The sequence below is a fragment of the Megasphaera sp. AM44-1BH genome (assembly GCF_003467125.1).
Taxonomy (GTDB): Bacteria; Bacillota; Negativicutes; order Veillonellales; family Megasphaeraceae; genus Megasphaera.
The window spans coordinates 1-25,671 of record NZ_QSFA01000017.1; the positions used below are offsets into that span (position 1 = coordinate 1).

Annotated in this window: 16 protein-coding genes, 1 pseudogene and 1 CRISPR repeat array; of the genes and pseudogenes, 7 read left to right on the plus strand and 10 right to left on the minus strand. The window is 41.1% G+C overall.

Annotated elements, in window-relative coordinates:
* The 4 genes from DW949_RS10470 to DW949_RS10485 form a co-directional block, all read right to left on the minus strand.
* Positions 1-1,541 (minus strand): hypothetical protein (locus DW949_RS10470; RefSeq protein ID WP_147349056.1); only part of this gene is annotated, 1,541 nt, incomplete at its 3' end.
* Between the two features lie 602 nt (positions 1,542-2,143).
* Positions 2,144-3,502, minus strand: a complete 1,359-nt coding sequence (locus DW949_RS10475) for a sigma-54-dependent Fis family transcriptional regulator (RefSeq protein WP_199595866.1) — start codon at positions 3,500-3,502, stop codon at positions 2,144-2,146.
* A 118-nt stretch (positions 3,503-3,620) separates the two neighbouring features.
* Positions 3,621-5,213, minus strand: coding sequence for a class I adenylate-forming enzyme family protein (locus tag DW949_RS10480; protein ID WP_118023170.1), 1,593 nt, complete (start codon positions 5,211-5,213; stop codon positions 3,621-3,623).
* Between the two features lie 21 nt (positions 5,214-5,234).
* A complete protein-coding gene (locus tag DW949_RS10485) occupies positions 5,235-6,689 on the minus strand; it encodes an SLC13 family permease (protein WP_118023171.1) in 1,455 nt (484 codons plus the stop codon).
* Between the two features lie 541 nt (positions 6,690-7,230).
* Between DW949_RS10485 and DW949_RS10490 the strand changes: the two genes are divergently transcribed.
* The 7 genes from DW949_RS10490 to DW949_RS10520 all read left to right on the plus strand — a co-directional run bounded on the left by DW949_RS10490 (position 7,231) and on the right by DW949_RS10520 (position 15,210).
* A complete protein-coding gene (locus DW949_RS10490) occupies positions 7,231-8,433 on the plus strand; it encodes a CaiB/BaiF CoA-transferase family protein (protein ID WP_118023172.1) in 1,203 nt (400 codons plus the stop codon).
* Between the two features lie 18 nt (positions 8,434-8,451).
* Positions 8,452-9,231, plus strand: coding sequence for an acyl-CoA dehydratase activase (locus tag DW949_RS10495; RefSeq protein WP_118023173.1), 780 nt, complete (start codon positions 8,452-8,454; stop codon positions 9,229-9,231).
* A gap of 23 nt (positions 9,232-9,254) precedes the next feature.
* Entirely contained in the window at positions 9,255-10,508 is a 1,254-nt protein-coding gene (locus DW949_RS10500) for a 2-hydroxyacyl-CoA dehydratase subunit D (RefSeq protein WP_199595868.1), read from the plus strand.
* Positions 10,501-11,622, plus strand: coding sequence for a 2-hydroxyacyl-CoA dehydratase subunit D (locus tag DW949_RS10505; protein ID WP_118023174.1), 1,122 nt, complete (start codon positions 10,501-10,503; stop codon positions 11,620-11,622). Before DW949_RS10500 ends, DW949_RS10505 begins: the two co-directional genes overlap by 8 nt.
* Positions 11,623-11,650: 28 nt before the next feature.
* The gene (locus tag DW949_RS10510; RefSeq protein ID WP_118023175.1) at positions 11,651-12,790 is read left to right on the plus strand and encodes an acyl-CoA dehydrogenase family protein; all 1,140 of its coding nucleotides are present in this window, start codon (positions 11,651-11,653) and stop codon (positions 12,788-12,790) included.
* 152 nt (positions 12,791-12,942) lie between these two features.
* Complete coding sequence (locus DW949_RS10515) at positions 12,943-14,061, plus strand: lactate racemase domain-containing protein (RefSeq protein ID WP_199595869.1); 1,119 nt, start codon at positions 12,943-12,945, stop codon at positions 14,059-14,061.
* A 156-nt stretch (positions 14,062-14,217) separates the two neighbouring features.
* Positions 14,218-15,210 (plus strand): NAD(P)-dependent oxidoreductase, encoded by a 993-nt coding sequence (locus tag DW949_RS10520; RefSeq protein ID WP_118023176.1) that lies wholly within the window; start codon positions 14,218-14,220, stop codon positions 15,208-15,210.
* Between the two features lie 113 nt (positions 15,211-15,323).
* On the opposite strand, the gene speC is transcribed toward DW949_RS10520, so the two are convergent.
* The 6 genes and pseudogenes from speC to DW949_RS10555 form a co-directional block, all read right to left on the minus strand.
* Entirely contained in the window at positions 15,324-17,480 is a 2,157-nt protein-coding gene (gene speC / locus DW949_RS10525; protein ID WP_118023177.1) for an ornithine decarboxylase, read from the minus strand.
* A gap of 173 nt (positions 17,481-17,653) precedes the next feature.
* A CRISPR array of direct repeats spans positions 17,654-18,217; the repeat unit is 36 nt; unit sequence GTTGTAGTTCCCTAATATTCCTCGCTAAGGTATAAT.
* Between the two features lie 101 nt (positions 18,218-18,318).
* Positions 18,319-18,630, minus strand: a complete 312-nt coding sequence (cas2, locus tag DW949_RS10530; RefSeq protein ID WP_199595870.1) for a CRISPR-associated endonuclease Cas2 — start codon at positions 18,628-18,630, stop codon at positions 18,319-18,321.
* A gap of 4 nt (positions 18,631-18,634) precedes the next feature.
* A pseudogene (cas1, locus tag DW949_RS10535) lies at positions 18,635-19,525 on the minus strand (type II CRISPR-associated endonuclease Cas1).
* 23 nt (positions 19,526-19,548) lie between these two features.
* Positions 19,549-22,818 carry a type II CRISPR RNA-guided endonuclease Cas9 gene (gene cas9 / locus DW949_RS10545; RefSeq protein ID WP_118023181.1) on the minus strand — a complete coding sequence of 1,090 codons (3,270 nt, stop codon included), beginning with the start codon at positions 22,816-22,818 and terminating at the stop codon, positions 19,549-19,551.
* 244 nt (positions 22,819-23,062) lie between these two features.
* Entirely contained in the window at positions 23,063-24,301 is a 1,239-nt protein-coding gene (locus DW949_RS10550; protein WP_118023182.1) for a M20 family metallo-hydrolase, read from the minus strand.
* Positions 24,302-24,431: 130 nt separating this feature from the next.
* Positions 24,432-25,616, minus strand: a complete 1,185-nt coding sequence (locus tag DW949_RS10555; RefSeq protein ID WP_118023183.1) for an acetylornithine/succinylornithine family transaminase — start codon at positions 25,614-25,616, stop codon at positions 24,432-24,434.
* Positions 25,617-25,671 lie beyond the last annotated feature (55 nt).

Sequence of the window (25,671 nt, forward strand, 5' to 3'; positions counted from 1 at the left end):
ACCAGATTGTCGTTGACCTGTTTGATGACTTTATCCTGTGCAGCATCGGCACCGATACGGTCTGCAATTTCCTTATGCAGAGCCGTATCTACATTAGTGAGATTCTGACCGATAGACTGATCTTTCTTAATCAAATCACTTTCCGATGTGACATTCTGGTTATTAGAGATCAGATTGACCCGGTCTTTCAATCCATTAGCAACATTATTGGCATTGGTGGCGGCTGCCGTAGCATCACTAGCTGCCTGCGTAGCAGCTTTAGTAGCATCAGCCGTAGCTAAAGCGTTGGCATTCTTCAAAGTGTCCTGAATATTGGCAATATCCTGTTTGTTCTGGGCAATATTACCTGCATTAGTATGGATTTCAGCATTTGCCTTATCTACCCGGCTATCGGTGTCAGAAAGATGCTTTTCCAAATTCTTTGCACTGTCAACGATAGCCTTAGAATTGTTCTGAACGGCTGTAGTCAACGTTTCATTAATCTTACCTTGGTTAGTTAAAGAGTCGGTAATATTTTTCTGAAGGTTGGCAACATCGGTCTGGCGAGCTGTTGTTTCTGCATCAATATTCTTCTGTAAGGTCTGGTCTGCAGCGTCACGTGCCTGAGCTTCAGCAAAATCGTTCTTGTTCAGTTGATCGGTAATCGTTCCGATATTCTGATTAATTGTATTGAAACCATCGGTTACATTCTTATTGAGTGCGCTAATGACTTTATCCTGCGCAGCATCGGCGCCTTTACGATCAGCCCGTTCCTGTGCGACAGCCTGATCACGGGCAGTTGCTTCTGCGTCGATATTCTTCTGCAAGGTCTGGTCTGCAGCATCACGTGCCTGAGCTTCAGCAAGATCGTTCTTGTTCAGTTGATCGGTAATCGTTCCGATATTCTGATTAATTGTATTGAAACCATCGGTTACATTCTTATTGAGTGCGCTAATGACTTTATCCTGTGCAGCATCGGCACCTTTACGATCAGCCCGTTCCTGTGCGACAGCCTGATCACGGGCAGTTGCTTCTGCGTCGATATTCTTCTGCAAGGGCTGGTCTGCAGCATCACGTGCCTGAGCTTCAGCAAGATCGTTCTTGTTCAGTTGATCGGTAATCGTTCCGATATTCTGATTAATTGTATTGAAACCATCGGTTACATTCTTATTGAGTGCGCTAATGACTTTATCCTGCGCAGCATCGGCGCCTTTACGATCAGCCCGTTCCTGTGCGACAGCCTGATCACGGGCAGTTACTTCTGCATCAATAGCTTTAGCATTAGCATCTACGCTGTTTTGCAGCTTCGTATCGGCATCTGTACGGGCAGTTGCTTCATTAGCAATAGCTGTCGTATTGGCAGCAATATCTTTAGAGTAATCTTTTGCAGCCGACTGTGCGCTTTCCAACTGGGAAATTCTCTGGGTATTGGAATTAACGCCTTGTCTTACTTCATTAAATTCCTGATCTGTAACTTCAGCAAATACACTGCCACCGAACATGGTTGCGCCCATCAAGCCTGCTAAAATAGCGGTCGTTAATTTTTTTCCTGATAAATTCATGATTCTCTCCTCCTGTTGCATGAAATATGTTTACAGACTTTTATTTCACGAGCTAATTGCGCTTGTCCCTGACCGGTACGTCAGGTTTCCCGAAGGAAGGAGCAGAGAATATAAAACAGGCAGCATATCGTTGTGGCTGTGTCTTTTTTTATATTTATGGTAATGATTTCTTATATTAATATAAAGTAACGTTGAACAAATACCCCCCCCGGTATATTTGAGAGTCAAAAATTACTTCTTTTTCATATGTCATATCATATGTTGCTGACACAAATATACACTGGTCAGGAGCCATATTGCCACCTCCTTTCTTATACATATTAAACAAAGTAAACAAATCATTTTGCTTGCCCCTATTGTACCAAATTTATATATATTTGTCACGAAATTACCATGTTTTTACCTTGTAATGATATTTTGTTCTATGTTTACGCCTATTTTGCTCTAATATGTATATAAATATTCTATATTGATATATCCGCAACTGATACGCTCCCTTCCAAATAAACAAGCTTTTATTATTTCGCTTGTCTACCTAGAAGAGAGTATATCATTATGATAAATTCTATTTATTTGTGTATCCTATTTTAAAAATTCGTTACTTATTTTTGTTTCCCTAAAAGATTAAATTTTTTTAGTTTATATTGCAACGTTCTACGAGAAATCCCTAAATATTGCGCTGTTTTCTCCCTATGTCCTCCATTAACTTCTAACGCTCGTATGATTTGTAATTTCTCATTATCTTTTGTTAACTTCTTACCAAATCCTTCCTCCTGAAATAGGCCCCGTGGCACTTCATGCAGTGTAATTGTCTCGGCTGTACTCATAATCATCATTCGTTCAATGACATTTTTTAATTCTCTTACATTTCCGGGCCAGTCATAGGAAATCAAGGTTTGATAAACCGATTTAGAAAATTTCTTATGCATTGAATAACGTTCGCAAAATTTGTTTAGAAAAAAGTCTATCAATGTAGGAATATCTTCTTTTCGTTCTCGTAGTGGTGGTATTGTAATTGGGATAACATTCAATCGATAAAACAAATCTTCACGAAATGTCTTATTCAAAACACATTGCCACAAATCTTTGTTGGTTGCAGCAATCAAACGAAAATCCACATCAATAGGACGTGTAGAACCTAACCTCGTAATAGATTTATTTTCCAATACCCGCAACAATTTTGCCTGTAAATCTAACGGCATAGAGTTTATTTCATCAAGAAATAATGTTCCTTGATTTGCTGCTTCGATTAAACCAATTTTCCCCTTACTAGATGCTCCTGTAAAAGCACCTTTTGTATATCCAAATAATTCCGATTCTAAAATAGATTCCGCAATAGAGGCACAGTTAATTTCTATCATAGGTCCCATTTTAACAGGGCTGTGATCATGAATATAGTGAGCAAATACCTCTTTTCCCGTTCCCGATTCACCTTGTAATAAAATAACACTGGCTACTGAAGCAGCTTGTTCTATCTTTTTTATTAAACACTCCATAACTTTGCTTTTATAAATAAGTTCAAATTTTCTATTATGTCGTTTTACAAATGATACTTCGTCTTCTTTCTTCGCTTTTATAGCAAAATCAAATTTACCCTTCACACGTGATACTTCAATGCGATCTGCAACGACAAATTTAATTTTCCCATAACTATTAAAAATTGGGGTTGCTGTAACGACATAATCAATAAGTTGTCCATTTTCTTTTTTTGATCTCTGTAATCCCGTTATTTTCTTTTTCTCTTTAAAAACTTTTGTACAAATCGGCTCGTCTAAAATGTGGAGTTGTTTAAAATCCATCACCGATTTTCCTTCGTAAAAGCGTCTGGGTCTGCCACTACATTTTGTTACATAACGATTGACCCATAAAAAATTTCCCTTTTCATCAAAAATACTAACTCCCCAATCTAAAGCATCTAATAAGGAAAATAAATCTGGTAATAATAACTCAGACATACTCATACCAATCACCTCTTTTAACAAAAACATCAGCATGACCATACTTTCACAAAAGGTAATGCTGATGTTTTTATTATACGCAATATATAATCCTGTTTGCAAGGAATCGATATGTAATCATTCACCCTGCATCTTGGATATATTTTAGTGCCATTTCCCTTAATTTGCTGTTCTTTATTTTCCCATTGGCATTAGTAGGGAACGATTGCAGATATACAAAATACTTGGGGATTTTAAACGGAGCCATTTTTTGTTCCAGGTAGTGGTAGATTTCTTTTTGCTGCATAACATGTCCCTTTTTCCAAATAATGCAGGCACATACAGCTTCTCCATATACATAGTCGGGAACACCAATTACTTTACATGATATAACTTCTTGCAGCTGGTTGATAACATTTTCTACTTCTGTCGGGTTTATTTTTTCACCACCGCGATTAATCAGTTCTTTGACTCGCCCAGCATAATGGAGATATCCATGTTCGTCCTGCCATGCAAGATCGCCCGTATGAAGCCAGCCATCTTCGTCGATTACTTCTTTTGTCAAATCAGGCCTCTTATAATAACCCGTCATTAACAAGGGACTCTTCATGTAAATTTCTCCCACCTGGCCCTGCTCTGCTTCTAACCCCGTCTTCATATCAACAATTTTCCCTTCACTGTATGAGACAAAATGTCCCAACGTTGTACTCCTCACTTCCAGGGAATCAGAAATATCCGCAATAGCCACACCAGCCGTCGCTTCTGTCTGCCCCAGTCCAGGCAGTAACGTAAGTCCAAAATTCTTTTCAATATTAATGAATTGTTCCGTCGAGCAATATGCTCCACCCACAATTCCCGTACGGAGAGACGAAAGATTATACGTATAAAAATCATTTCGTTCCATCATAGCCCAGAACATACAGGGAATACAACTAAGGACAGTACAATGTTCTTTTTCAATGGTTTCCAAAATACTCTTCGTATGCAAATCAACTGGCATAGCCAACTGAGCTCCGCTGGTAAATGCAGCCATAATATTAACATCAATGCAGAAAATATGGGGCATCTGCAAAGCACAACAAACAACATCTTGTTCCGTAATATTTTGTGCAGCTGCTTTTTGTATACCTCCATTAATGAGATTAAAATAACTGGAAACGATAGCTTTCGGCATTTGTCCCGTTGTTCCAGAGGAAAACAGGATCATTCCATTATCCTGACAGGAAATGGGGAGTTGTCCCGTTTGATACGAATCTTCCCGGCCGGCTCCCATATTCCGGAGATCATCGAATGAAATATACCCTTCTCTTGGTTCGAATGAGATATCAAATATTTTCTGAAGCAAATAATTTTTCGTCGCTTTCTGAACGGTAAAGGCAAAATCATTCTGTTTGTATGCACCGCCTATCATCAAATATTTAAGATCTGCCAAATGAAATAATCTATGTAATTCATCTGCATTCAGTGCCGTATTAAACAGACAGGCAACAGCTCCCATTTTTTCAATAGCTAGGAAAGAAAAGATCGCATTCGGAGTGTTTTCAGAAAGGATTCCGACATGATCTCCTTTTTGGATACCTTGCAAATTAAGCCCGGCTGCAATTTCTTCAGTTATGACATCCAATTCTTTATATGTCCATTTGATATTGCCATAGCTAAGTGCTGTACGACTACCATATTGGTCAGCCATTTTGTGTAATATCATGGACATCGTATCCTGTACAAGCGGTTTCATTTGTTTCTCCTTCTTTTATTATCAGATAATTGCCTGTGCCAACTGCAGCCCTACAATAAAAAGAAGCACCAGACTTGCTGCAGCCGCAGTCATACCGTAATTGAACAACCGTGACGTCTTAATCCAGCCCGAACCAGCTACGATAGCAACGGGCGGTGTTGCAGGCGCCGTAGCAAAAGCATAATTGATTCCCATCGTAATCATAACGGCCATGACAAAGGGATCAATAGCCCCTTGATAAATCGTCGATACCAATGGCATGGCAATAGACATACATACAGCACAGGTAACAGCATTAGACATAAAATTCGTACCAATGACAGCAACGGATGTAACCAGAATAATGAACACGATAGGAGAAATCCCATCGCAAAGACTGCCAATGGTTGTACTCATCCAGGCAGAAATCCCGATTTGTTTGTTTGCAAAAATGCTTCCTAGTTCAAGCAAAGCCCCCATAAAGAGCAGCATACCAATGGGAGCTCCTTTTAAGGCATCCTTATAAGATAAAACGGGTTTACCATTGACGGAAATAAAATTAAGCAGAATCAATGCAACAATAGGGGGATAACATTGCTGAATTACGCCAAATAAGGGGGCCAGTGAAGGCGTAATATACTTGGAAAGCCCTGGTGCCAGCCAGAAGAAAATGACCATTATATACAGACCGGCTGCAATTTTTTCTTCCTTTCTTATTGGTCCTAAATCGCCTTTTAAAGCTTCGTAATTCAGATGCTGGAAGCGGGATGTATCAGGACGAAGTAAAAATTTACTAATCAGGAACCAGGCAACAACAACGAGTATTCCCATAGGCAAAGCTACCATGACATACTGACCAAAATCCATCGTCTGTCCTGTATAACTGGCATACTGTGAAAAACCGATAAGTGTCATAGCATGAGAGATAGGAGTCGTTGACTGGGCAACCTGACATACGATGGGTAAACTGGCGATGAGAACTGCCGGAAGCTTTTGATCGTCGCCTTTGGTATAACCTAATGACTCAATAATTTCATATAAAATTGGTAAAAAGATCATAACAGTTGCGCTTGACGAAAGTCCTGATGACAGAACAAAGATAGAGATAAATATCATAGCAATCGTATGCCATGCACCTTTACGGCTAAAATCGCAAGTCAAAAACCAAACTGCCAAGCGATGAGCTACACCGGTAACTTTCAGACTTTCCGCCAACATGAAACATAGCATCAAATAAAATACCAGCCCATTTCCCAAAGAGCCAGCAGCAGCCTTCCCCATACCAACTTCTGGAATCAGAGCCATTGAGAAAATGACTGCCATACTGGTCCAGTCTACTCCGACCAATAACCACATGAGCAACCCGCCTATCATGATAAAAAGCGTCTGCGTACCTGACGGGCTCAGTCCATCAAATACAGGAATATACCTGCCAAAGAAACATAAAAATAATCCAATCACAATTGCAACAATCTGATACGTTTTGTATCCCTTCATCCTTATTCCTCCTTTTTTTGATTCCGGTCAGTATATATCTTACACAAATTATCATGAAATAATTATGCCATAAAAAACCTGTAAAAAACTTTCTACCAATCATTTTTTTGCACTATTTGCACACAAAGAGCCTGGCATTTATTTTATAATTGCACAAAATATGGTGCAAACTCAATTTTCAATTGTGCAGTGTCATGTAATTTTTTCGTAAAATCAGTGCAATATTGTGCAATTATCCTTTTATTGCACGTATTTTTTTGTAAACGATATGGCAAGCTTGCACATATATATGTTGAAACCAATAATTTTACAATCTAATTCATTTCAATAAGATTTAATTTTCCATTCTTTTATAGTCCATATACAATAAAGTAATGCTTTATTTTTATATTAATATAGGTATAAAAAAGTCATATTTTTTGTATTTAAGCAATATTGGCATTTAAATTTCATATATATTGGCAAGTAATACATCAAACACCAAGTTTCAATACACGTGTTTATTCATTGTCAATTTTAATCAAGATTAGGAGGTCAAGATATGAAACCCTTAGAAGGCATTAAAGTAGTCGAATTGTCCACGTATTTTGCAGCACCTATGTGTGCCCGTATCCTCGCCGATTGGGGAGCTGAAGTCATTAAAATTGAAGGACCTAAAGGAGATCCATATCGGCATGCATACAAAGGTCAACGGACTCCTCAATTTGAGGAAGGCTGCCCTAGTTTCGACTTAGAAAACTCAAATAAATCCTTTGTTTGTCTGAATGCAAAATCCGAAAAAGGGCGCGATGCTATCTTAAAACTGATTGCTGGCGCCGATGTTTTCCTTACAAATAACCGCCCCAAAGCGTTGCAGAAAATGGAGCTGACCTATGATGATATCCACAAGCTATATCCTAATGTTGTATACGCTGAAATACTCGGGTATGGTGCCAAAGGTCCTATGAAAGACCGCCCAGGCTATGATTACACAGCATTCTTCTCCCGCAGCGGCCTCATGGCAGATCTCAGTCCAAAAGGGGAAAGCGTCATGAGCACCTGCGCAGGTTTCGGCGACCACGCCGCTGCTATCACTCTGGCTGGCGGTATTGCTGCCGCTCTCGTTAAAGCCAAAATGACCGGCGTTGGAGAACACGTCACGACTTCTCTCTATCAAACGGCCATTTACATCCTCAGCAATGGAATTCTTTGTGCCGAATACGGTCGCGAATATCCCCGCTCTCATTTCGATTGCAACAGCCCGTTGCTGCAATGTTATAAATGCAAAGATGGAGAATGGATTTATCTTTCTATGCCTGAATACGATAAAATGTGGCCGATTATTTGCACAAAAATTTTTGATCGTCCTGATCTTGCAACAGATCCCCGTTTTTACTGCATCGCTGAAACAAATAAACGTATTGATGAAGCTGTTCGGACACTGGATGATATATTCATTCTGCATGACAGCGAATATTGGGATAAAAAGATGGTAGAAAACGATATTGCCCATGAAAAATTAGCCCATTTCAAAGATGTACTCAAAGATGAACAAGCCTGGGCCAACGATTTTCTTCAAGAATACACCTATCCTTGTGGTGAAAAAACAGCCTTCTCTAGTACACCCGTATGTTTCTCTTCCATTGAGAAAATGCCATTTAAACATAGTGGAAAAGTAGGCCGCGATACGAAAGAAGTCCTGAAAAAATTCGGATATACCGACCAAATGATTGATGAAATGATTGCTGCTGGCGATGCCAAATAATAAAAAGGAGTTGTAACTATGCTCACTCTCGGTATCGATATTGGTTCGACTACATCGAAAGCTGCCATCATAGAAAATGGACATAAAGTTGTTGCCAAAAATATTATTCCTGTTGGTACAGGTACGCGCGGTCCTGAAGAAGTGTTTAAGAGCGTTCTTGATCAGCTTCATATCAAAAGGAATGATATAAACCGCATCGTCGCCACCGGGTACGGCCGCATGAAATTTGAACATGCTGACCGTGAACTCAGCGAAATCAGCTGTCATGGAAAGGGCGTCCGTTTTCTCATACCTGATGTCCGCACCATCATTGACATCGGCGGTCAGGATGCCAAAGTTCTTCAATTAAATGATAAAGGACTTCTGGAAAATTTTATCATGAATGATAAATGTGCTGCTGGTACAGGCCGATTTCTCGACGTTATGGCCAGTGTCCTGGACATTGATATCAATGATATGGGTCCCCGGTCACTACAAGCAGACGCTCCCGTTTCCATCAGCAGCACCTGTACTGTATTTGCCGAATCTGAAGTTATTTCGCGCCTGTCCAATGGTGAAAACATCAATAACATCATTGCCGGCATCCATCGTTCCGTAGCAAAAAAAGTAGGAGGACTTGCTATCCGTCTGGGATATACAGACCATGTTGCTATGAGTGGCGGTGTAGCACGAAACATTGGAATCGTGAAAGCGATGGAAGAAGAATTAAAATGTCCCATCGCAGTACACCCGGACTGCCAATTAGCCGGAGCCATCGGTGCAGCTCTATTCGCTTACGATGATTTAACTAAAAAATAATTACTATAAAAGGAGCGATTAAAATGAGTGAAGAAGTTATCAAAAAGCCAAAAAGAAAAAAATCAAAATCTCAGTTAATGGCCAGTGCTTTACTGGACAAAGCCTATCAGGAAACGATTGAAGCAAAAGCCCGTGGTGAAAAAATCGGCTGGTCCACCTCTTTATTCCCGCAGGAAATCGCCGAAACATTGGGACTGCACATCGTTTATCCTGAAAATCACGGTGCTGCAATCGCAGCCAAAAAATTAGCTGACCCCTTCCTACAATATGCAGAAGCCCATGATTGTAACAATGACCTCTGCTCCTATGCCAAAATCGATCTGGCATATGCAGATATCCTTGATTGCGATGCCAGCAATATGCCCCGGCCGGATTTTCTGCTCGTCGGCAATAATGGCTGCAACGAAATCACAAAATGGTTCGAATTATTAAGCCGCAAATATAATATTCCTCTCTTTATGGTAGATATGACCTACAACCATCAAGATCATGTTACAAAATCCCGTACGAAGTATATCCGTGCCCAACTAGAACAACTGATCACTGACCTTTGCGAACTGACAGGCCAAACATGGGACCCTGACAAATTCGCTGAAATCATGAAGATTTCCACAATAAACCGGAATCTTTGGGAACAAGTAGCAGATTATCTGGCAATCGTACCTAGCCCGATCAGCGGTTTTGATTTATTCAACTATATGGGACCTATGGTTTTTACCCGTGGCCGCACAGAAACAGCTGATGTCCTCCGCCAATTGATTGCAGAAACAGAAGAAAATATTAAAAATGGCAAATCCACTTTCCCAGCAAAAGAAGAATTCCGCGTATTCTGGGAAGGAATCGCCTGCTGGCCTTATCTGTCACATAACTTGAAGACCTTGAAAAAATACGGCATCAACGTCTGTGCTACCGCCTATGCCCGCGCCTGGTCGCTGGATTATACCCCTGGGGATCTTGATAGCCTGGCTGCTGCCTATTCGTTCACCAGCTCCAATAATATTCTTCTGGAAGAAAGTGTCAGAAGGAGAAAAGAATGGAATGAAAAATTCCATATCGATGGCACAATTTATCACGTTAACCGCGCATGCAAAGTCATGGTCTGCCAGCAGCAGGAATTAATGAGACAGGTTTCCGAAGCCTGTGGCGGTCTTCCTTATATGAGTTTTGATGGAGACCAGGCAGATTATCGCAATTTTAGTGAAGCTCAGTTTGAACAAAGAATCGAAGCATTTGCTGAAACGATGAGAAACCGCAAGGAGGCTTTGAAAAATGGCTGATTTACATGAAAATTTACAAAAACTACGGAATATTTCCCATAATCCAAAAAAACAGCTAGATACGTATCTTTCTGATGGAAAGCAAGTTATAGGCGCTTTTCCGTATTACACGCCGGAAGTAATGGCCGATGCTGCAGGAATCATCCCAATGGGGATGTGGGGCGCCCAAACCGAATTTTCCCTGGCAAAGAAATATCTCGTCCCCTTTGCATGCCCTATCATGCAAGCCTGCATGGAATTGGGACTGCAGGGCAAATATGCTGGCGTCAAGGCTGTCATGATTCCGACTATGTGCGATACACTCCGCGACGTCACACAAGATTTTAAAACAGGTGTTAAAGACATTTCCACAATCGCTTATACATTGCCTCAGAACCGTAAATTAGCTGCAGCAAAAGAATATTTGATTGAGGAACTTACCTATGTAAAAGAACAAATTGAAAAAATTTATGGCGTCACGATTACGGAAGAAGCCATGCAAAAAAGCATTGCTGTCTACAATAAGCATAATTCGGTTATGCGTGAATTTGCTGCTATTGCCAATGATCACCTTGATATCATCACTCCGGCCGTCCGTCATTCCGTATTTAAGAGTGCATGGTTTATGTCCAAATCAGAGCATATTGCGGCAGTTGAAGAAATCATCAATCAACTGAAAGCCCTGCCGGTATACAATTTCACCGGACACCGGCTGATTCTCACAGGCATCACGGCAGAACCGTGCAGCCTGCTCAACATTCTTTCTGACAATAACTTTGCCGTTGTCGGTGATGATGTTGCTCAGGAAATGCGTCAGTACCGTACAGATATTCCGGAAGATACCTCGTCTCTTGCCAGCTTGGCACAACAATGGCTGGACCGTAGTGACCCTATGGCACATGATGACCATATCGATCGCGTTAATCTGTTAGAAAAACTGTATAAAGAAAATAATGCTGATGCAATTTTAGTATGTCTTATGAAATTCTGCGATCCGGAAGAATATGAATTCGTCGCATATAATTCGGCACTCAAAGAAGCTGGTATCAAGGTGCTTTCCATCGATATAGACCAACAACCCAACAACTATGACCAGGCCCGTACACGTATTGAAACATTGGCTGAATTACTCTGACCTACTACGCAGAAAGGATTAAAGACTCATGATTTTAGATGAAGAACACGTAATGATGCAAAAAGTATTCCGTGATTTCGCCGAAAGCGAATTTACTCCGGAATTGCAGGAACGGCTCGATACAACTGGTGAATTCGACTGGGACATGCATAAAGAAATGGCAAAGTATGGATTCATGGGCGCGCGTATTCCAGAGGAATATGGAGGTCAGGGTGGCGATACTTTGACTTACGTCCTCATGATGGAAGAATTTGCCCGTGTCTGCCCTGTACTGGCTATTTATCCGAACACACCGAATTCTCTCGGTGGCGGCCCAATTATGGCCTGTGGCACGGAAGAACAGAAAAAGAAATATATTCCCTTGATTGCAACAGGCAAAAAGAAACTCTGCTTTGCTCTAACAGAACCGGGTGCTGGTTCCGATGCCGGTGGCACGACGACCAAGGCTGTCGCTGACGGTGATGACTTCATCATCAATGGCCGCAAGACATTTATTTCTGGTGCTCCAGTTTCCGATTATGCTGTCGTTTACGCTAAAACCGATCCAACACAAAAAGGCAGCAAAGGCATCTCCATGTTTATCGTGGACTTGAAACTGCCCGGCGTATCGTTTGGAAAACCAGAAAAGAAAATGGGTATCAATGGATATCCGACTAGTGATATTGTATTCGACGATGTACGCGTTTCCAAAAATGATTTGCTTGGTCCGTTGCATAATGGATTTTCCACTGCTATGAAGACACTTGGCATTGGCCGTCTCGGTGTATCCGCTCAAGCTCTCGGCATTGCCCAGGGGTGTCTCGAAGCAGCTGTCAAGCATGCTAAAGAACGTGAACAATTTGGCCGTCCTCTGGCAAAATTCCAAGCTATCAGCTTTATGTTAGCTGATATGGCAACGGAAATAACACTGGCACGTGAATTGATTTACAATACAGCTGTAGAATTTGATGCAGGCAAAGACGTAGCTGCCAAACTCTCTATGTGCAAGTATTTTACAACAGAAATGTCAAATAGGGTCGCCTATAAGGCCGTCCAGATTCATGGCGGGTACGGCTACATCAAAGACTATCCTGTTGAACGCATGTATCGTGATGCGCGCATTACGACGCTGTATGAAGGTACCAGTCAGATTCAGCAGCTTGTTATTGCCCGCAGCCTATTAAAATAACATTTCCTTCTTTTTGTAAATAAGGAAACCTGCTGTCGGCAAATGCCGTAACAGGTTTCCTTATTGCTTTTAGAAGGTAATATGAAGATGGTACAATGATTAGATAACGCCCGATAGTTTCAAATATTGTTCGAGATGTATATCTACCCAGGATGTTTAAAGTAACACAGCACTTTCCCCACGAAAAACTGGATTCTTCCAAAATTCCTGAAATAATCACAGCGTTGTTATCTACTCCCAAATTTTCTAACCAAATCAAACCAGGTATGCGCATTGCTATTACAGCCGGATCCCGTGGTATAGCCAATATGCCACTCATTACTCGTTCTATTGTAGATGTCGTCAAGTCTCATGGATCAAAGCCTTTTATTGTACCGGCTATAGGAAGCCACGGAGGCGCAACAGCTGAAGGACAAAAGGCAATGTTGGAAACACTGGGATTTACAGAAAAAAGCATGGGATGCCCCATTATCTCTTCCATGGAAGTAAAAAAAATCGGCGTTACCGAGGAAGGTGAAGATACTTTTATCGACAAAAACGCCGCAGAAGCCGATGGCATTATTATTAGCTGCAGAATCAAGCCACACACAGGCTTCCGGGGGAAATATGAAAGCGGTATTATGAAGATGATGGCGATTGGGCTCGGAAAACAACACGGCGCTGAAGTCTGCCATAGAGAAGGCTTCAAAAACATGGCTAAGAACATCCCTCTTTTTGGTAAAGCCATCATTAAACATGCTCCCATTCTTTTTGCTGTTGCTACACTAGAAAACGCCTTTGATGAAACTCGTAAGCTCATTGTATTAAATGCCGATGAAATAGAAAGAGAAAAGCCCAGATTTTTAAAAGAAGCTTTTCATTATATGCCGCGTATCCTGGTTGACTCTTACGATATTCTGGTTGTTGACCAGATTGGTAAAAATTACGCCGGCAGTGGCATGAATCCCAATATCACTGGCACATTCAGCACACCTTATGCCAGTGGCGGAATCAAAGCTCAACAGGTATGCGTTCTGGACGTAAGCCCGGAAAGCCACGGAAATGCTATTGGCATTGGCAATGCCAACGCCACAACAACACGAGTATTTAATCAGCTTGACGTCGCTGCCATGTACCCAAATGCTATTACAGCTAAAATACTAAGTGTTGTCCGCATTCCCATCGTTATGGAAAGTGACAAAGAAGCTATTCAAGTATGTGTAAAAGTTTGTACAGAAATTGACGAAAAAAAATCCCCGTATTGTACGGATTCCAAACAGCCTTCATATTGAGCATATCTGGCTTTCTGAAGCATATTATAAAGAAGCCATGAACAATCCGGACCTTATCATCGAAACTGAACCGGATTACATGCCTTTTGATGAAAAAGGAAATTTATTATAACTAATTTATAAAAAAATAAATATTTTACAATGTGAGGTAACCTTATGAAAATTGGTATTTTTAATACCGTTCGCGACGGTAATACACGCTTTAACGAAAGCGTAAAAAAATACGATGGAAAATTAGAATTGTGCTACTTTGATTGTCTGCCTACAATCAAAAATCATAGTTTACTAAAAGATTGTGAAGCACTCATCTATACGCCTGCAGGAAAAACAACAGATGAGTTTTGGAAATCGCTAGCAGATACCGGCATCAAATATGTGTTAACACCCACCGAGGGCTATGATCACTTCGACTTGACAGCCATGAAAAAATATGGTCTGAAAGGGGCTAACGTTCCTCGATATTCCCCTAATGCTATTTCAGAAACAGCTGTAGGTTTTATTTTTGCATTATTGCGTAAGTTCCGGGAGCAGATACACCGAATTGATAAGGGAGATTTTACACTTTATGGATTAATGGGTAAAGAAATCCGAAACCAGACAATAGGTATTGTTGGAGCCGGCCGTATCGGCTTTACTACAATGAAATGCCTCAGTGGATTTGGTCCTAAGAAAATATTGGCTTACGATCCATACCAAAATGACGAAGTAAAAAAAATTGCCAGTTATGTTACATTAAATGAATTATATGCACAATCTGATATTATAGTTTTTCACTGCAATGCTACAAAAGAAACATATCACATGGTAAATAATGATTCCATCAAAACAATGAAAAACGGTGTATTTCTGATTAACGTTGCACGAGGACAATTGTTTGATAATGATAGCATTTTGAGTGGAATAAAATCAGGGAAATTAGGCGGGGTCGCCATGGATGTAATCGAAGGGGAAAATGCACTAAAAAATATAAGCCAGGATGTTTGTCCTATATCTATTTTAAAAGAACTTTTAACTTATGAAAATTTTATTTATACTAGCCACTCCGCTTTTTATACTGATGAAGCAGATAGAAACATGTCTGATACAACAATGGAAAATGCATATTCATATATGACAACGGGAGCATGCTCTAATGAATTAGTCAAATAAAAAATTTCTAATTGAAAGGGCTGTAACAAAATGAACTTTTTGTCCATCTTGTTACAGCCCTTCTCATTTTCTGATATCTTATCCGCCCAATAAAAAGCGAGGGATGTCTTATTCTATTCTTTTAATACGTATCCATATGCACGGATGCGATTACCTTCGTGTTCCAGGTATACCCCCTGTATTTCCAGGGCAAAGCCGGGGAGTTCATTCAGGCTTTCTTCCAATGCCTTGAAATACTGGACAGCCGTATGGGACCAGCGTTCCCCCGGTACGACGCAAAGGACGCCCGGTGGATATGGGAGTGCTCCTTCCAGGGCAATGCGGCCTTCGATTTCATCGAGAGGCACCAGTTCCCGTTCCCCCCGGATAAAGGCGTAATGGGCTTCCTGGGGACGCATAACATATTCCGGGAAAAATTCTTTGCGGAACAGTTTTTTCTGCAGATCTTTGACATTCCGGTCTTTGAAGAAATCGTGCATTTCCTGACAAAGCTGGCGCAGCGTATATCCCGTATAGCGGCCGGGATACTTATTGTATACTCCCAGCAGGACTTCCTGCATAGGGACATTGTTATCCACAAACCGTTCGAAGCGTACAAGCTGGCTCGTAAGAAAGCGGAGTTTGTTCTTGTTTTCTGCCGGCGTCAGCAGGAACAGGATAGAGTTGAGATCGCATTTTTCCGGAATGACGCCATTTCCCCGCAGATACGTGGCCAGAATATTGGCATGGATACCGAAGTTTTCATATTCCCCTGTTTCGGCATCAATTCCAGGCGTTGTCAGCAACAATTTACATGGATCGACGCGATACTGATTGGGACCATACCCTTCAAAGGCATGCCATCTGGCACCGGGTTCAAAGGTGAAATAATCGATATCATCAGCCATGGCTTCCGTATTTCCCTTCTGCCATGGCCGGTCATGCACGACAGGTGCCACAAAGGGACGGATATAGTGGCAGCGACGAAGAATATCCTTACGGGCTTCTATTCCCATCTTCACGCAGTCCCGCCACATTTTGCGCCCGGCATCGCCGGCATGGATTTTGGCATTGACATCGAGAGTGGCAAAGAGCGGATAAAAAGGACTCGTCGTCGCCTGAGCCATGAATGCATTATTAATGGTCTTGTGATTCACATAACGCGGCTGGTCGTGAATATGACTATCCTTTTTGTGAATCTGTGACGTCTGGGAAAAACCAGCCTGTTGTTTGTGTACAGACTGGACGACAAAGATACCCGGATCGTCTTTTCCCAAGTCCAGAAGCAGGGGACTACTGTCTTTGAGCATGGGAATGAATTGTTCGTATCCGGCCCAGGCCGAATCAAAGAGGATGTAATCGCAGAGATGTCCGATGCGGTCTACTACATAACGGGCATTGTACAGCGTACCATCGTAGGTATCCAGCTGGATGACTGCCAGGCGGAACGGTCGGGGCTGCTTCGCCTTTTCCGGATCCCGTTCGGCCGCGAGCTGCCGCAGATACGTTTCGTCGAAGCAATGAGCATCAATGCCGCCGATAAAGCCGTACGGATTCCGGGCCGTTTCCAGGTACACCGGCGTAGCTCCGGCCTGTATGAGTGCGCCGATAGCCACGGATTTATGATTATTCCGGTCATAGAGCACCAGATCTCCCGGAGTAAGAAGAGCATTGGTCACAACACGGTTGGATGCGGACGACCCATTGAGAACAAAGTACGTCTTATCCGCATGAAAGACCTTAGCCGCAAAATCCTGTGAATCGAGAGCCGGCCCTTCATGGATGAGCAGATCCCCCAACGTGACGTCGGCATTACAAATGTCTGACTGAAAAATATGAGAACCAAAGAAATCGTACAGATACCGGCCTGCGGGATGCTTTTTGAAAAAGGCGCCATCCTGATGGCCCGGGCAGTCGAACGGGTTATTCTTTTCGCTGACGTATTCGACAAGCTCCCCGAAAAACGGAGGTAATACGGTCTGTTCATAATTACTGGCCAGCCGTTCTGCCGTTTCAATGCAGCGGCTCTTATTGACCATTTCTTCCGATAGGACCATATCTACCTTGTCCAGATAATGGGACGGCAGCTTTTCCCCACTTGGCATGATGACCATGATAGGGACACCAAACCCCGTAGCATCAATCTTATCAATGTAGTCGTAATCCTGATCCGATAAAACGGCGACAGCCACATCAGTAAAATCTGTCTGTTCCACAGGCACGATTTCCCGGTCGCTGTCCACAAAATAATACTGCACGTCAAAACTGTACGCAATCTTTAAATGTTTCATATGTTTTCTCTCCTATCCTCTTCCTTTCAATTTGATAGCCCTATTTTAGTCTTAATATGTAAGAATAACAAGACTTGACAGACAATTTTTATCTAAAGTAAAATAGTTAAAAGAATCAGACATGTTACGTTTCCTGCACCAAGACATGATGCAATTAAATAAATCTATCACATCCTTACATTATCTAATATTCCTCGCTAAGGTATAATCACCGTTGAATTTGTTGTATGCTGTACCGAGTTGTAGTTCCCTAATATTCCTCGCTAAGGTATAATAAGAGTGGTGCGGATTTCACGCAAGACCAGGTTGTAGTTCCCTAATATTCCTCGCTAAGGTATAATAAAGGGATGATTCAGGCCGGTGCTGTTACGGTTGTAGTTCCCTAATATTCCTCGCTAAGGTATAATCATACGTTGAATAAATATGGTTCCGTATGGGTTGTAGTTCCCTAATATTCCTCGCTAAGGTATAATCAGGCTATCTTACGGTATGACATGCTGAGAGTTGTAGTTCCCTAATATTCCTCGCTAAGGTATAATGCAGAGCAACTCTATGCCTACAGCAATGCTGTTGTAGTTCCCTAATATTCCTCGCTAAGGTATAATGAATTGCTGAAACAGTATCGCACAGCCGAAGTTGTAGTTCCCTAATATTCCTCGCTAAGGTATAATCGCGTCTATACGCACAAAAACTTGCGACAGGTTGTAGTTCCCTAATATTCCTCGCTAAGGTATAATACTATCTGATAAAGTCGTTGAAACAACTCACTTCAACGACTTTATTTCTGCAAAAAAAACGAAAAACAAACATGAAAAAATCGCCATTGCTGGCGATTTTTTCATAATATCATCACAGTATTTTGTTGTTGCTTTTCATCTAATTCCGGAATTTTCCTGCCACAAAGAATTTCCATCGCCTCAAACTGTCGTTCTGTAATAGTCAACATCCGCACCGATCCTTGCGGGGGGAGTTGATGTAAAATGCGTTGACGATGCTTTTCTACTGCATCTCTCCCATTACAGATACGAACATAAACTGAAAATTGCATCATATAATATCCATCATGTAATAAAAAATGCCTGAACTGATTAGCCGCCTTGCGTTCCATTTTTGTTTTGACCGGTAAATCGAACATAACCAATAAGCGCATAAATTTACTCATATGAATGGATTTGCAAAGGCATAAGCTCCGGCAAAAGCAATGTTGACTCTTTTCCCTTATAGCAACGAACAAGACTCTGTACTGTCCGTTCTATCGCATAGTTAACTGCATGTACCTCATTACCTGATTGGATATTAAAACTTAATAATTGCACTAATTCATGACGTACAGCGGGTACCATCTCCTTTATTTTCACTCCGACAAAACGGCTGGCATACATATCAACCACTGGCCGGAACGGTTCCAACAAGTCGTCGGCAAGATTAAATGTATTTAGTTCACTGTGATGAAATATTCCTAAACTGGGTTCAAACCCATAAATAGCTAAGTATCTCGCAATAGCACTACGAATAATTGTATATCCATAATTGAGAATATCATTAAGTAAATCATCTTGATGACGGGTAAAATTATCCCCAAAAAGAGTTCGAAAATACAGTGATGCCGCTGTACTTTCCACATTCATAAAATCCCCAGATTTTACTCTATCTACCAAATGGGTAACAGTATCTTTTTTTCCGCAATTGACTAGACAGCGGCCTTGATTGCGGATTTTTTCTTGTACAATCTGTTTCCAAAGTTGTTTCAAATGAGGCCGAGTCTAACTTATTTGCAGACGAATCATTTTTAACCGACGCGAATTAGTTGCGTAAGGTAAAAGCATCCCAGCCGGAAGATGACTGCCATTACAAAGTATAACTGCCGTTCCTTGCTCCGCCAGAGTTTCAAGACAATATGTTGTTATAGATATCTGCCTGTTTGCCAAAAGCAAGGTCGCTATGTCTTCTATTGGTATATGATGCTTTTCATCTGCTTCAATATAAAGCTGGGAATTTTTTTGATATAATCGAGCACCGTGTTCAATAATAACATGGCGATACATTTTTTATCACCTCTGTTCCTGACTCACTTTTTTGACAGTTGAAATGGTTGTCTATTCTCTCTCCCCACAAAGGTCACATTTCCCAAGATATCTACATTTGCTTTTTTCATACATTCCAAAGTTTTGATGCCTAAACTATGTTGTCCATATGTATCATCATTATTAATAATACTAATACTTCCTACTGAGATATTAGCACCTTTATAATAAAACAGTCCTTCTTTAATTTTTATTTGAGGAGATAATGTACTTCTCTTTGACGCTTTTAAAAGAATCGACTTTTTATGTCTGACATATACCAAATCATTAGGATATAAAGAAAAAATAAAATCATCATCATCTACATTTTTCCATTCTTCACATGGCTTATATGCTACCACTGCTTTATGTGGTAATTCTTTCTTTACTGTATCTGCCACATATATAGGCACAAAATAATAAGCTTTTTTACCTTTCTCAGAAACATAAAAAACATCAATACGCACCATAGCACCATTATCGGCAACGCCTCTACCATGGTTTAACAGAACGTTCAAGCTTGAGTTAGTCATAATTTTAACTTTTTTGACCATTGGTCCTGGACTTCCATCTGAACGTGGTTTATAAAAAGGTTCTTTAAAAGCTGCTCTTCCCTCGCCATCAAACTGTATCAGTCTTCTTTTTAATGCCTGGTAGAGAATACGGTCACTATCAGGATTATAATACCCTTGAATTTCTCCATCTTTCAATTTAAGGTTAGTTAGGCTTGTTTTGACAATAGTAATTCCTTTATAAAGCAGTTTACTACTGCGTATTGTCTCAAGATGAGCTGGACCATGAACCTTCCGATTAGGCATACGAGAAACAAACGGGGTATAAATTGATTCTACATTTTCATATGTCGGAAGATGTAGTGCAGCAATAGCTTCTTGTGGCTGTTTACCGACTCGTGCTTCTAGTTCCTGGCGAAAATGAGGCCACGGCTCTGGAAATGGATCTTTTTTATGCACGTGTTTCAATGTTAACATTTCACCTGTTACTGAATCTACGACTTGACCATCATTAGTTTGAAAATTTTGCAATTCTTTTATCTTACTATACCTTGATATACGATTTATAACGCCTTGCGTAACGCAGGCAATAATAACTGCATCCACTGCATGGTGAAGATCTCCATTGGAACGAATCTTATTTATACCTAAACGTTTCCGCACATAAGCAGTTACAGCTCCATTTACCGCAATAATGCGTCGTTTGCGTTCTGTACAGCCTGGTGTTAATTTCATCACATGACATAAATAATTATAAAGATATGTACTAAGATATTGAGTATCCTGCAAATGCCGTCGTTTCCAATCAGCTTCGTCCTCGGACGTATACGTTTCTCGTAAAAGATTATTCCTTTTTTTATAATCTCGAATAGTATTTTTGACCCATGTAATAAACTGCTCCTTTCGTTCTGATTGATTTTTCAGATATTCCATCGGAGTACGATTCCCTTTGTTTCTATTTTCTGCTGTAAAAACAAGTACTTTATTTCTATACGAATCATCAAATGATCGGCTATAAGGAATAATATGATCTACTTCAGCATATGATGGATCATGAAAAAGCTGATAGATATTAAACATTTTCTGTGAATATGCACAAGCTCCCTGTTGCTGCTCATATAATTTGAATTTTACAATATCCATTCCGGTTGGTGATAAAATATTATATTCTTGAACCAGTCGTTCTTTTATTTTTTCATTTCGTGACTGATTCTCTTCCATACTTTTTTGCATCTTTACTCGATTTTGAAAACTTCGCGCCAATTCTCTGGCTAATTCTATATGTATTTCTACAGGCTCACATCCGTATTTTTTTATAATAGCCCGTATCACTTTCAAAGTTTGACTAACAGCACGCTTTACAACTGGATTCGGAATATCTTTTATCTCTTCCAAACTACTATTTCGAAAATCATATCCCGCACTGGTACAAGCCGCCGCATAAGTTTTTCCTTCTTTTAAATATGGCAAAATACGATAACAAGCTTTAATCGATAAATGACCAAATTTATTGAATGTCCTTAACTGCGCTAAAAGAGCTTCCACATCTTGCTGTTCTATACTATGAGCCAAAAGATAAGATGAAATCTTATCATCATTTTTATATACAGTAAAAGCATAGGCAATTGTATCCAATTGCTCATGAGATAATTTCTGAATTCGATTTTTTTCTACTGCATCTAATGCTTTACGCATAGCATGATAAGAGCGAACTAAGTTAAATTTCGTTTTCTTTTCACATTCTTCTAGTGATACCTCTGATGCATAGTGGACATCTTGAAATAATTCATCTCCGGAAAGTGAAATCGCAGTTCGGATATCTTTAAACGTCAAGTTTTCTTTTTTCCAAGCAAGCCCTGCAATATTATTTCGTTCTTCTTGTGTTAAAAAGCGTTGCTTTCCTTTTCTTTCAATCCGAAGATGATTGATTTTCTGCAAGAGATTAAAAGCCATAAAGGCATAACTAGCTTTCGGCGCTCTTTTTTCATTTTTTTCAAATGCACAATTACCAATCATTTTTTCAATTTGGTTTCCACTATATGGGCTATTACCACCCGGTCCTTCATCAAAATTTCGTTGTGCCAAAAAAATGGAAAGATATTCGTCCTCTAACGATGGTGTAGCAAAAGATTGTCCCAAATCTCTTTGAATACAAAATAGCGTCCGTATTTCATCGGTCAGCATACGCCGACTGACTGTAAATGTATAGGATTCTCCTTTATTTCGCTTAGCATTCGCAAATTTTGTATCACTATACAACATATCTCCAACCGTTCGATATGCTTTTAATAATTCTTGATTTTCTTTAACGGCTTGTAACATTACTCCTTCGTCACCAGAAGCAATAATAGATTTACGATTAGATTTGAATCCCCGATGTTTACCAAAAAAAATTAAAAGTCTAGCCCATTCCTTTGAAGTTACAGCTCTATCCAGTGCTTCATGGCGTAATGTATAGATATCCTTCATATCTCCACAATTATCATACAATATTTTCATATCGGATGGCGTTATAATTTGATTCCGAAGTAGATACCTGCGAATTCGGTATAAGCGAAAGCGCCGACGACGGGTTCGTCGTCTACTACTACGGGCTACTCTCCGCGGAGCAGCTAATGATTCCCCGGTCTTTGGAATTTCTGCTCTCTCAAAAATTCGTGAGTTCAGGTCTACAATACGAATTGGTTCATCCTGTATGTTCAATTCTAAAACAGCCCAACCAACAGACGTTATACCAATATCTAATCCCAACACATAATGCATAGCCCGTCACCCCTGATCTATTATTTGAATATAAAATAGTCCGTATAAAAAGATAACGGTACGCCAATAGGCGTACCGTTAGAGCTTTGCGGTACCAACACTCCTGTTGGACCTTATTGTAATAACCTAATATCCCTCGCTAAGATATAATTATTACATATTTACTATAACTAAAAATTGTAGTGTTGTCAATAAGACATAATATATAAGATTTCAGAAAAATACCAATCATTTCATTCATGCTTTATTGTGCCGTAAGATGTCGAAGTGTCTGATAGAGGACTTCGGCCCCCTGTTGGATATACTTGTAATCGGTCCATTCTTCCGGCACATGGCTTCGTCCATCCCGACTGGGTACGAAAATCATAGCAGTCGGCATCAGATGATTGAAAACCATCGTGTCATGACCGGCTCCAGAACACATGCGTTTGTATGGAATATGAAGCAGCTGTGTCTGTGTTTCCAGAAGGCTCTGCAAAGACTGATCCATTTCGACAGGATCGGCATGTAACCGCTCTTCGATAGTATAGGAAAGGCCGGAATTCTGTTTCTTACTCGTTTCCAGTGAGGCTTTTACAGCCTTCATGACCGTTTCAATACTATTCATGTTCCGGCTTCGGCAATCAATGGAAAATACCGTCTTATCCGGGATAATATTACCTGCCCCGGGGTGAGTCTGGATTATTCCGGTGGTAAAGACTGTACCGTCTCCCAATGTCAACGCTGTATCAGCGCCGGCCGATACAGCGTTTGCCATAGCTAATACAGTATCAGCCCGCATTGTCATCGGTGTGGCACCTGCATGGTTAGAAATTCCTTTGATAGTAACAAAATAATATTTCAATCCTACGATTGCTTCAACGATTCCCAGTTCAAGATGTTCCCGGTCAAGGACAGGCCCTTGTTCGATATGTAATTCTAAAAAAGCAGCCCAGTCGCCTTTGTGTATCATCTCACTGGCAATCTTTTCAGGATTCTTACCATAGGCCGTAAGGACCTCTGCTATCGATTTCCCCTGAGCGTTGCGAAAACGATGAATTTCATCGTCATAAAGCTGCCCGCACATAGCCCGGCTGCCAAACAAGCCAGAGCCAAACTGAGGTCCTTCTTCTTCCGGAATAGCTATACAGCAAAAAGACCGGCGGGGCCGGATCCCTGCATCGTGAAAAGCCCTTGCCGCTTCCAGTGCGGCACAGATACCTGCAATCCCATCGAAATTGCCTCCTTCTGGCACGGAATCGAGGTGGCTGCCTGAAACAACAGGGGCAAGTTCCGGTTGTTCTCCCTGCAGGGTCCCTAATATGGCACCTACGGCATTTTCCCGTACTGTAAGTCCGGCTTTTTTCATTTCCTCTGCAATATAATCAGCAGCCTGCCGGAATGCCGGCGTATAGGAAAAACGATTACATCCCCGTCCTTTCTTTGACTGAAACCGGGCAATCGTCGTTATATCTTTCTTTATTCGTTCTGTTTTTGTTATCATAGAAACTTTCCTTTCTTTATAAACTATGACATATTATAGCATGAACAATATAAAAAAAGAAGCGGCTGTAAGAGTCCGTTTACCGGGAAACAACTTCTGCCTCTCACAGCAGCTTCTGTTTTAGATTTTATCAGCCATCAATGACGGCTTTGATTTTTTCTATACCTTTCTGCAGTACGTCCATGGGGATATTCAGCGGCGGCAGCAGGCGCAAGAGACCGTTGGCTGTCAGGACCAGGACGCCGGCATCGACACATCCGTTGACGACTTCCATGAGGTCTTTCTTCAATTTGACGCCTATCATGAGTCCCAGGCCGGATACCCATTCTACATTCTGGCAGCTTTCCAGTTCTTTCTTCACGTATTCCCCTTTTTTGAGGACATCGGCCATGAGGTCGTCGTCAAGGCGGTCAATAATGGAAATCGCCCCGGCAGCACAGATAGGATTACCTCCAAAGGTAGAGCCATGGGTATGATCCGTCAGGGCATGCTGGCAGGAATCGGCAAACATCGTTACGGCAAATGGCAGCCCGCCTCCGATGGCCTTTGCTGTCGTTACAATATCCGGATGGATGCCATATCTCATATAAGCGTAAAGAGCGCCCGTACGGCCGTTGCCAGTCTGTACTTCATCAATGATGAGCAGAATGTCGTGTGCTTTGGCATAGTCAGCGACCTGATGTACGAAATCCGGATTCAGTGGATGGACACCGCCTTCGCCCTGGACCAGTTCCATCATGATGGCACAGGTCTTATTTTCTTCAGCCAGCTTTTTGACCGATTCAAAATTATCCGGTTCAGCATACACGAATCCCGGCAGGAAGGGCCCAAAATCCTGATGGAGCGATTCCTGGCCGCAAGCCGTAAGAGTAGCCATCGTCCGGCCGTGGAAGCTATTTTTCAGAGTAATGATGGTATAGCGGCCATCACCATATTTATCGTGAGAATATTTACGGGCCGCTTTAATGGCACATTCGTTAGTTTCAGCACCGGAATTGGAGAAAAAGACTTTCTTCATGCCTGTTTTTTCACAGAGTTTTTTAGCCAGGATAATCTGCGGTTCCGTATAGAATACGTTGGACATATGACTGAGTTTTCCCAGCTGATTGATAACGGCTTTTTCCCATACGTCATCGCAGACGCCAAACACATTGACGGCGATACCGGCACTGAGATCGATATATTCTTTGCCATTGACATCGTATACCAGAGACCCTTTGCCATGATCGAGAACGGCATCGAGGCGGTTATATACGTTGACAATATATTCTTTATCCAGTTTTTCAAATTCTTTCTTTTCTGTTTCTGCAGACATATCCATTTCCTCCTTCAAAACAACTTCCTATATTGCAGATGCCCCGTTGTAATCG

Bases quoted from the DNA above. Each gene is read 5' to 3' on its own strand.
- DW949_RS10500 (WP_199595868.1), top strand. From the start codon at position 9,255: ATGAGTGAAGAAGTTATCAAAAAGCCAAAAAGAAAAAAATCAAAATCT.
- DW949_RS10515 (WP_199595869.1), top strand. From the start codon at position 12,943: ATGTTTAAAGTAACACAGCACTTTCCCCACGAAAAACTGGATTCTTCC.
- cas2 (WP_199595870.1), bottom strand. From the start codon at position 18,630: ATGCGCTTATTGGTTATGTTCGATTTACCGGTCAAAACAAAAATGGAA.
- DW949_RS10475 (WP_199595866.1), bottom strand. From the start codon at position 3,502: ATGAGTATGTCTGAGTTATTATTACCAGATTTATTTTCCTTATTAGAT.
- DW949_RS10550 (WP_118023182.1), bottom strand. From the start codon at position 24,301: ATGATAACAAAAACAGAACGAATAAAGAAAGATATAACGACGATTGCC.
- DW949_RS10480 (WP_118023170.1), bottom strand. From the start codon at position 5,213: ATGAAACCGCTTGTACAGGATACGATGTCCATGATATTACACAAAATG.
- DW949_RS10520 (WP_118023176.1), top strand. From the start codon at position 14,218: ATGAAAATTGGTATTTTTAATACCGTTCGCGACGGTAATACACGCTTT.
- DW949_RS10505 (WP_118023174.1), top strand. From the start codon at position 10,501: ATGGCTGATTTACATGAAAATTTACAAAAACTACGGAATATTTCCCAT.
- speC (WP_118023177.1), bottom strand. From the start codon at position 17,480: ATGAAACATTTAAAGATTGCGTACAGTTTTGACGTGCAGTATTATTTT.
- cas9 (WP_118023181.1), bottom strand. From the start codon at position 22,818: ATGCATTATGTGTTGGGATTAGATATTGGTATAACGTCTGTTGGTTGG.
- DW949_RS10495 (WP_118023173.1), top strand. From the start codon at position 8,452: ATGCTCACTCTCGGTATCGATATTGGTTCGACTACATCGAAAGCTGCC.
- DW949_RS10490 (WP_118023172.1), top strand. From the start codon at position 7,231: ATGAAACCCTTAGAAGGCATTAAAGTAGTCGAATTGTCCACGTATTTT.
- DW949_RS10485 (WP_118023171.1), bottom strand. From the start codon at position 6,689: ATGAAGGGATACAAAACGTATCAGATTGTTGCAATTGTGATTGGATTA.
- DW949_RS10555 (WP_118023183.1), bottom strand. From the start codon at position 25,616: ATGTCTGCAGAAACAGAAAAGAAAGAATTTGAAAAACTGGATAAAGAA.
- DW949_RS10510 (WP_118023175.1), top strand. From the start codon at position 11,651: ATGATTTTAGATGAAGAACACGTAATGATGCAAAAAGTATTCCGTGAT.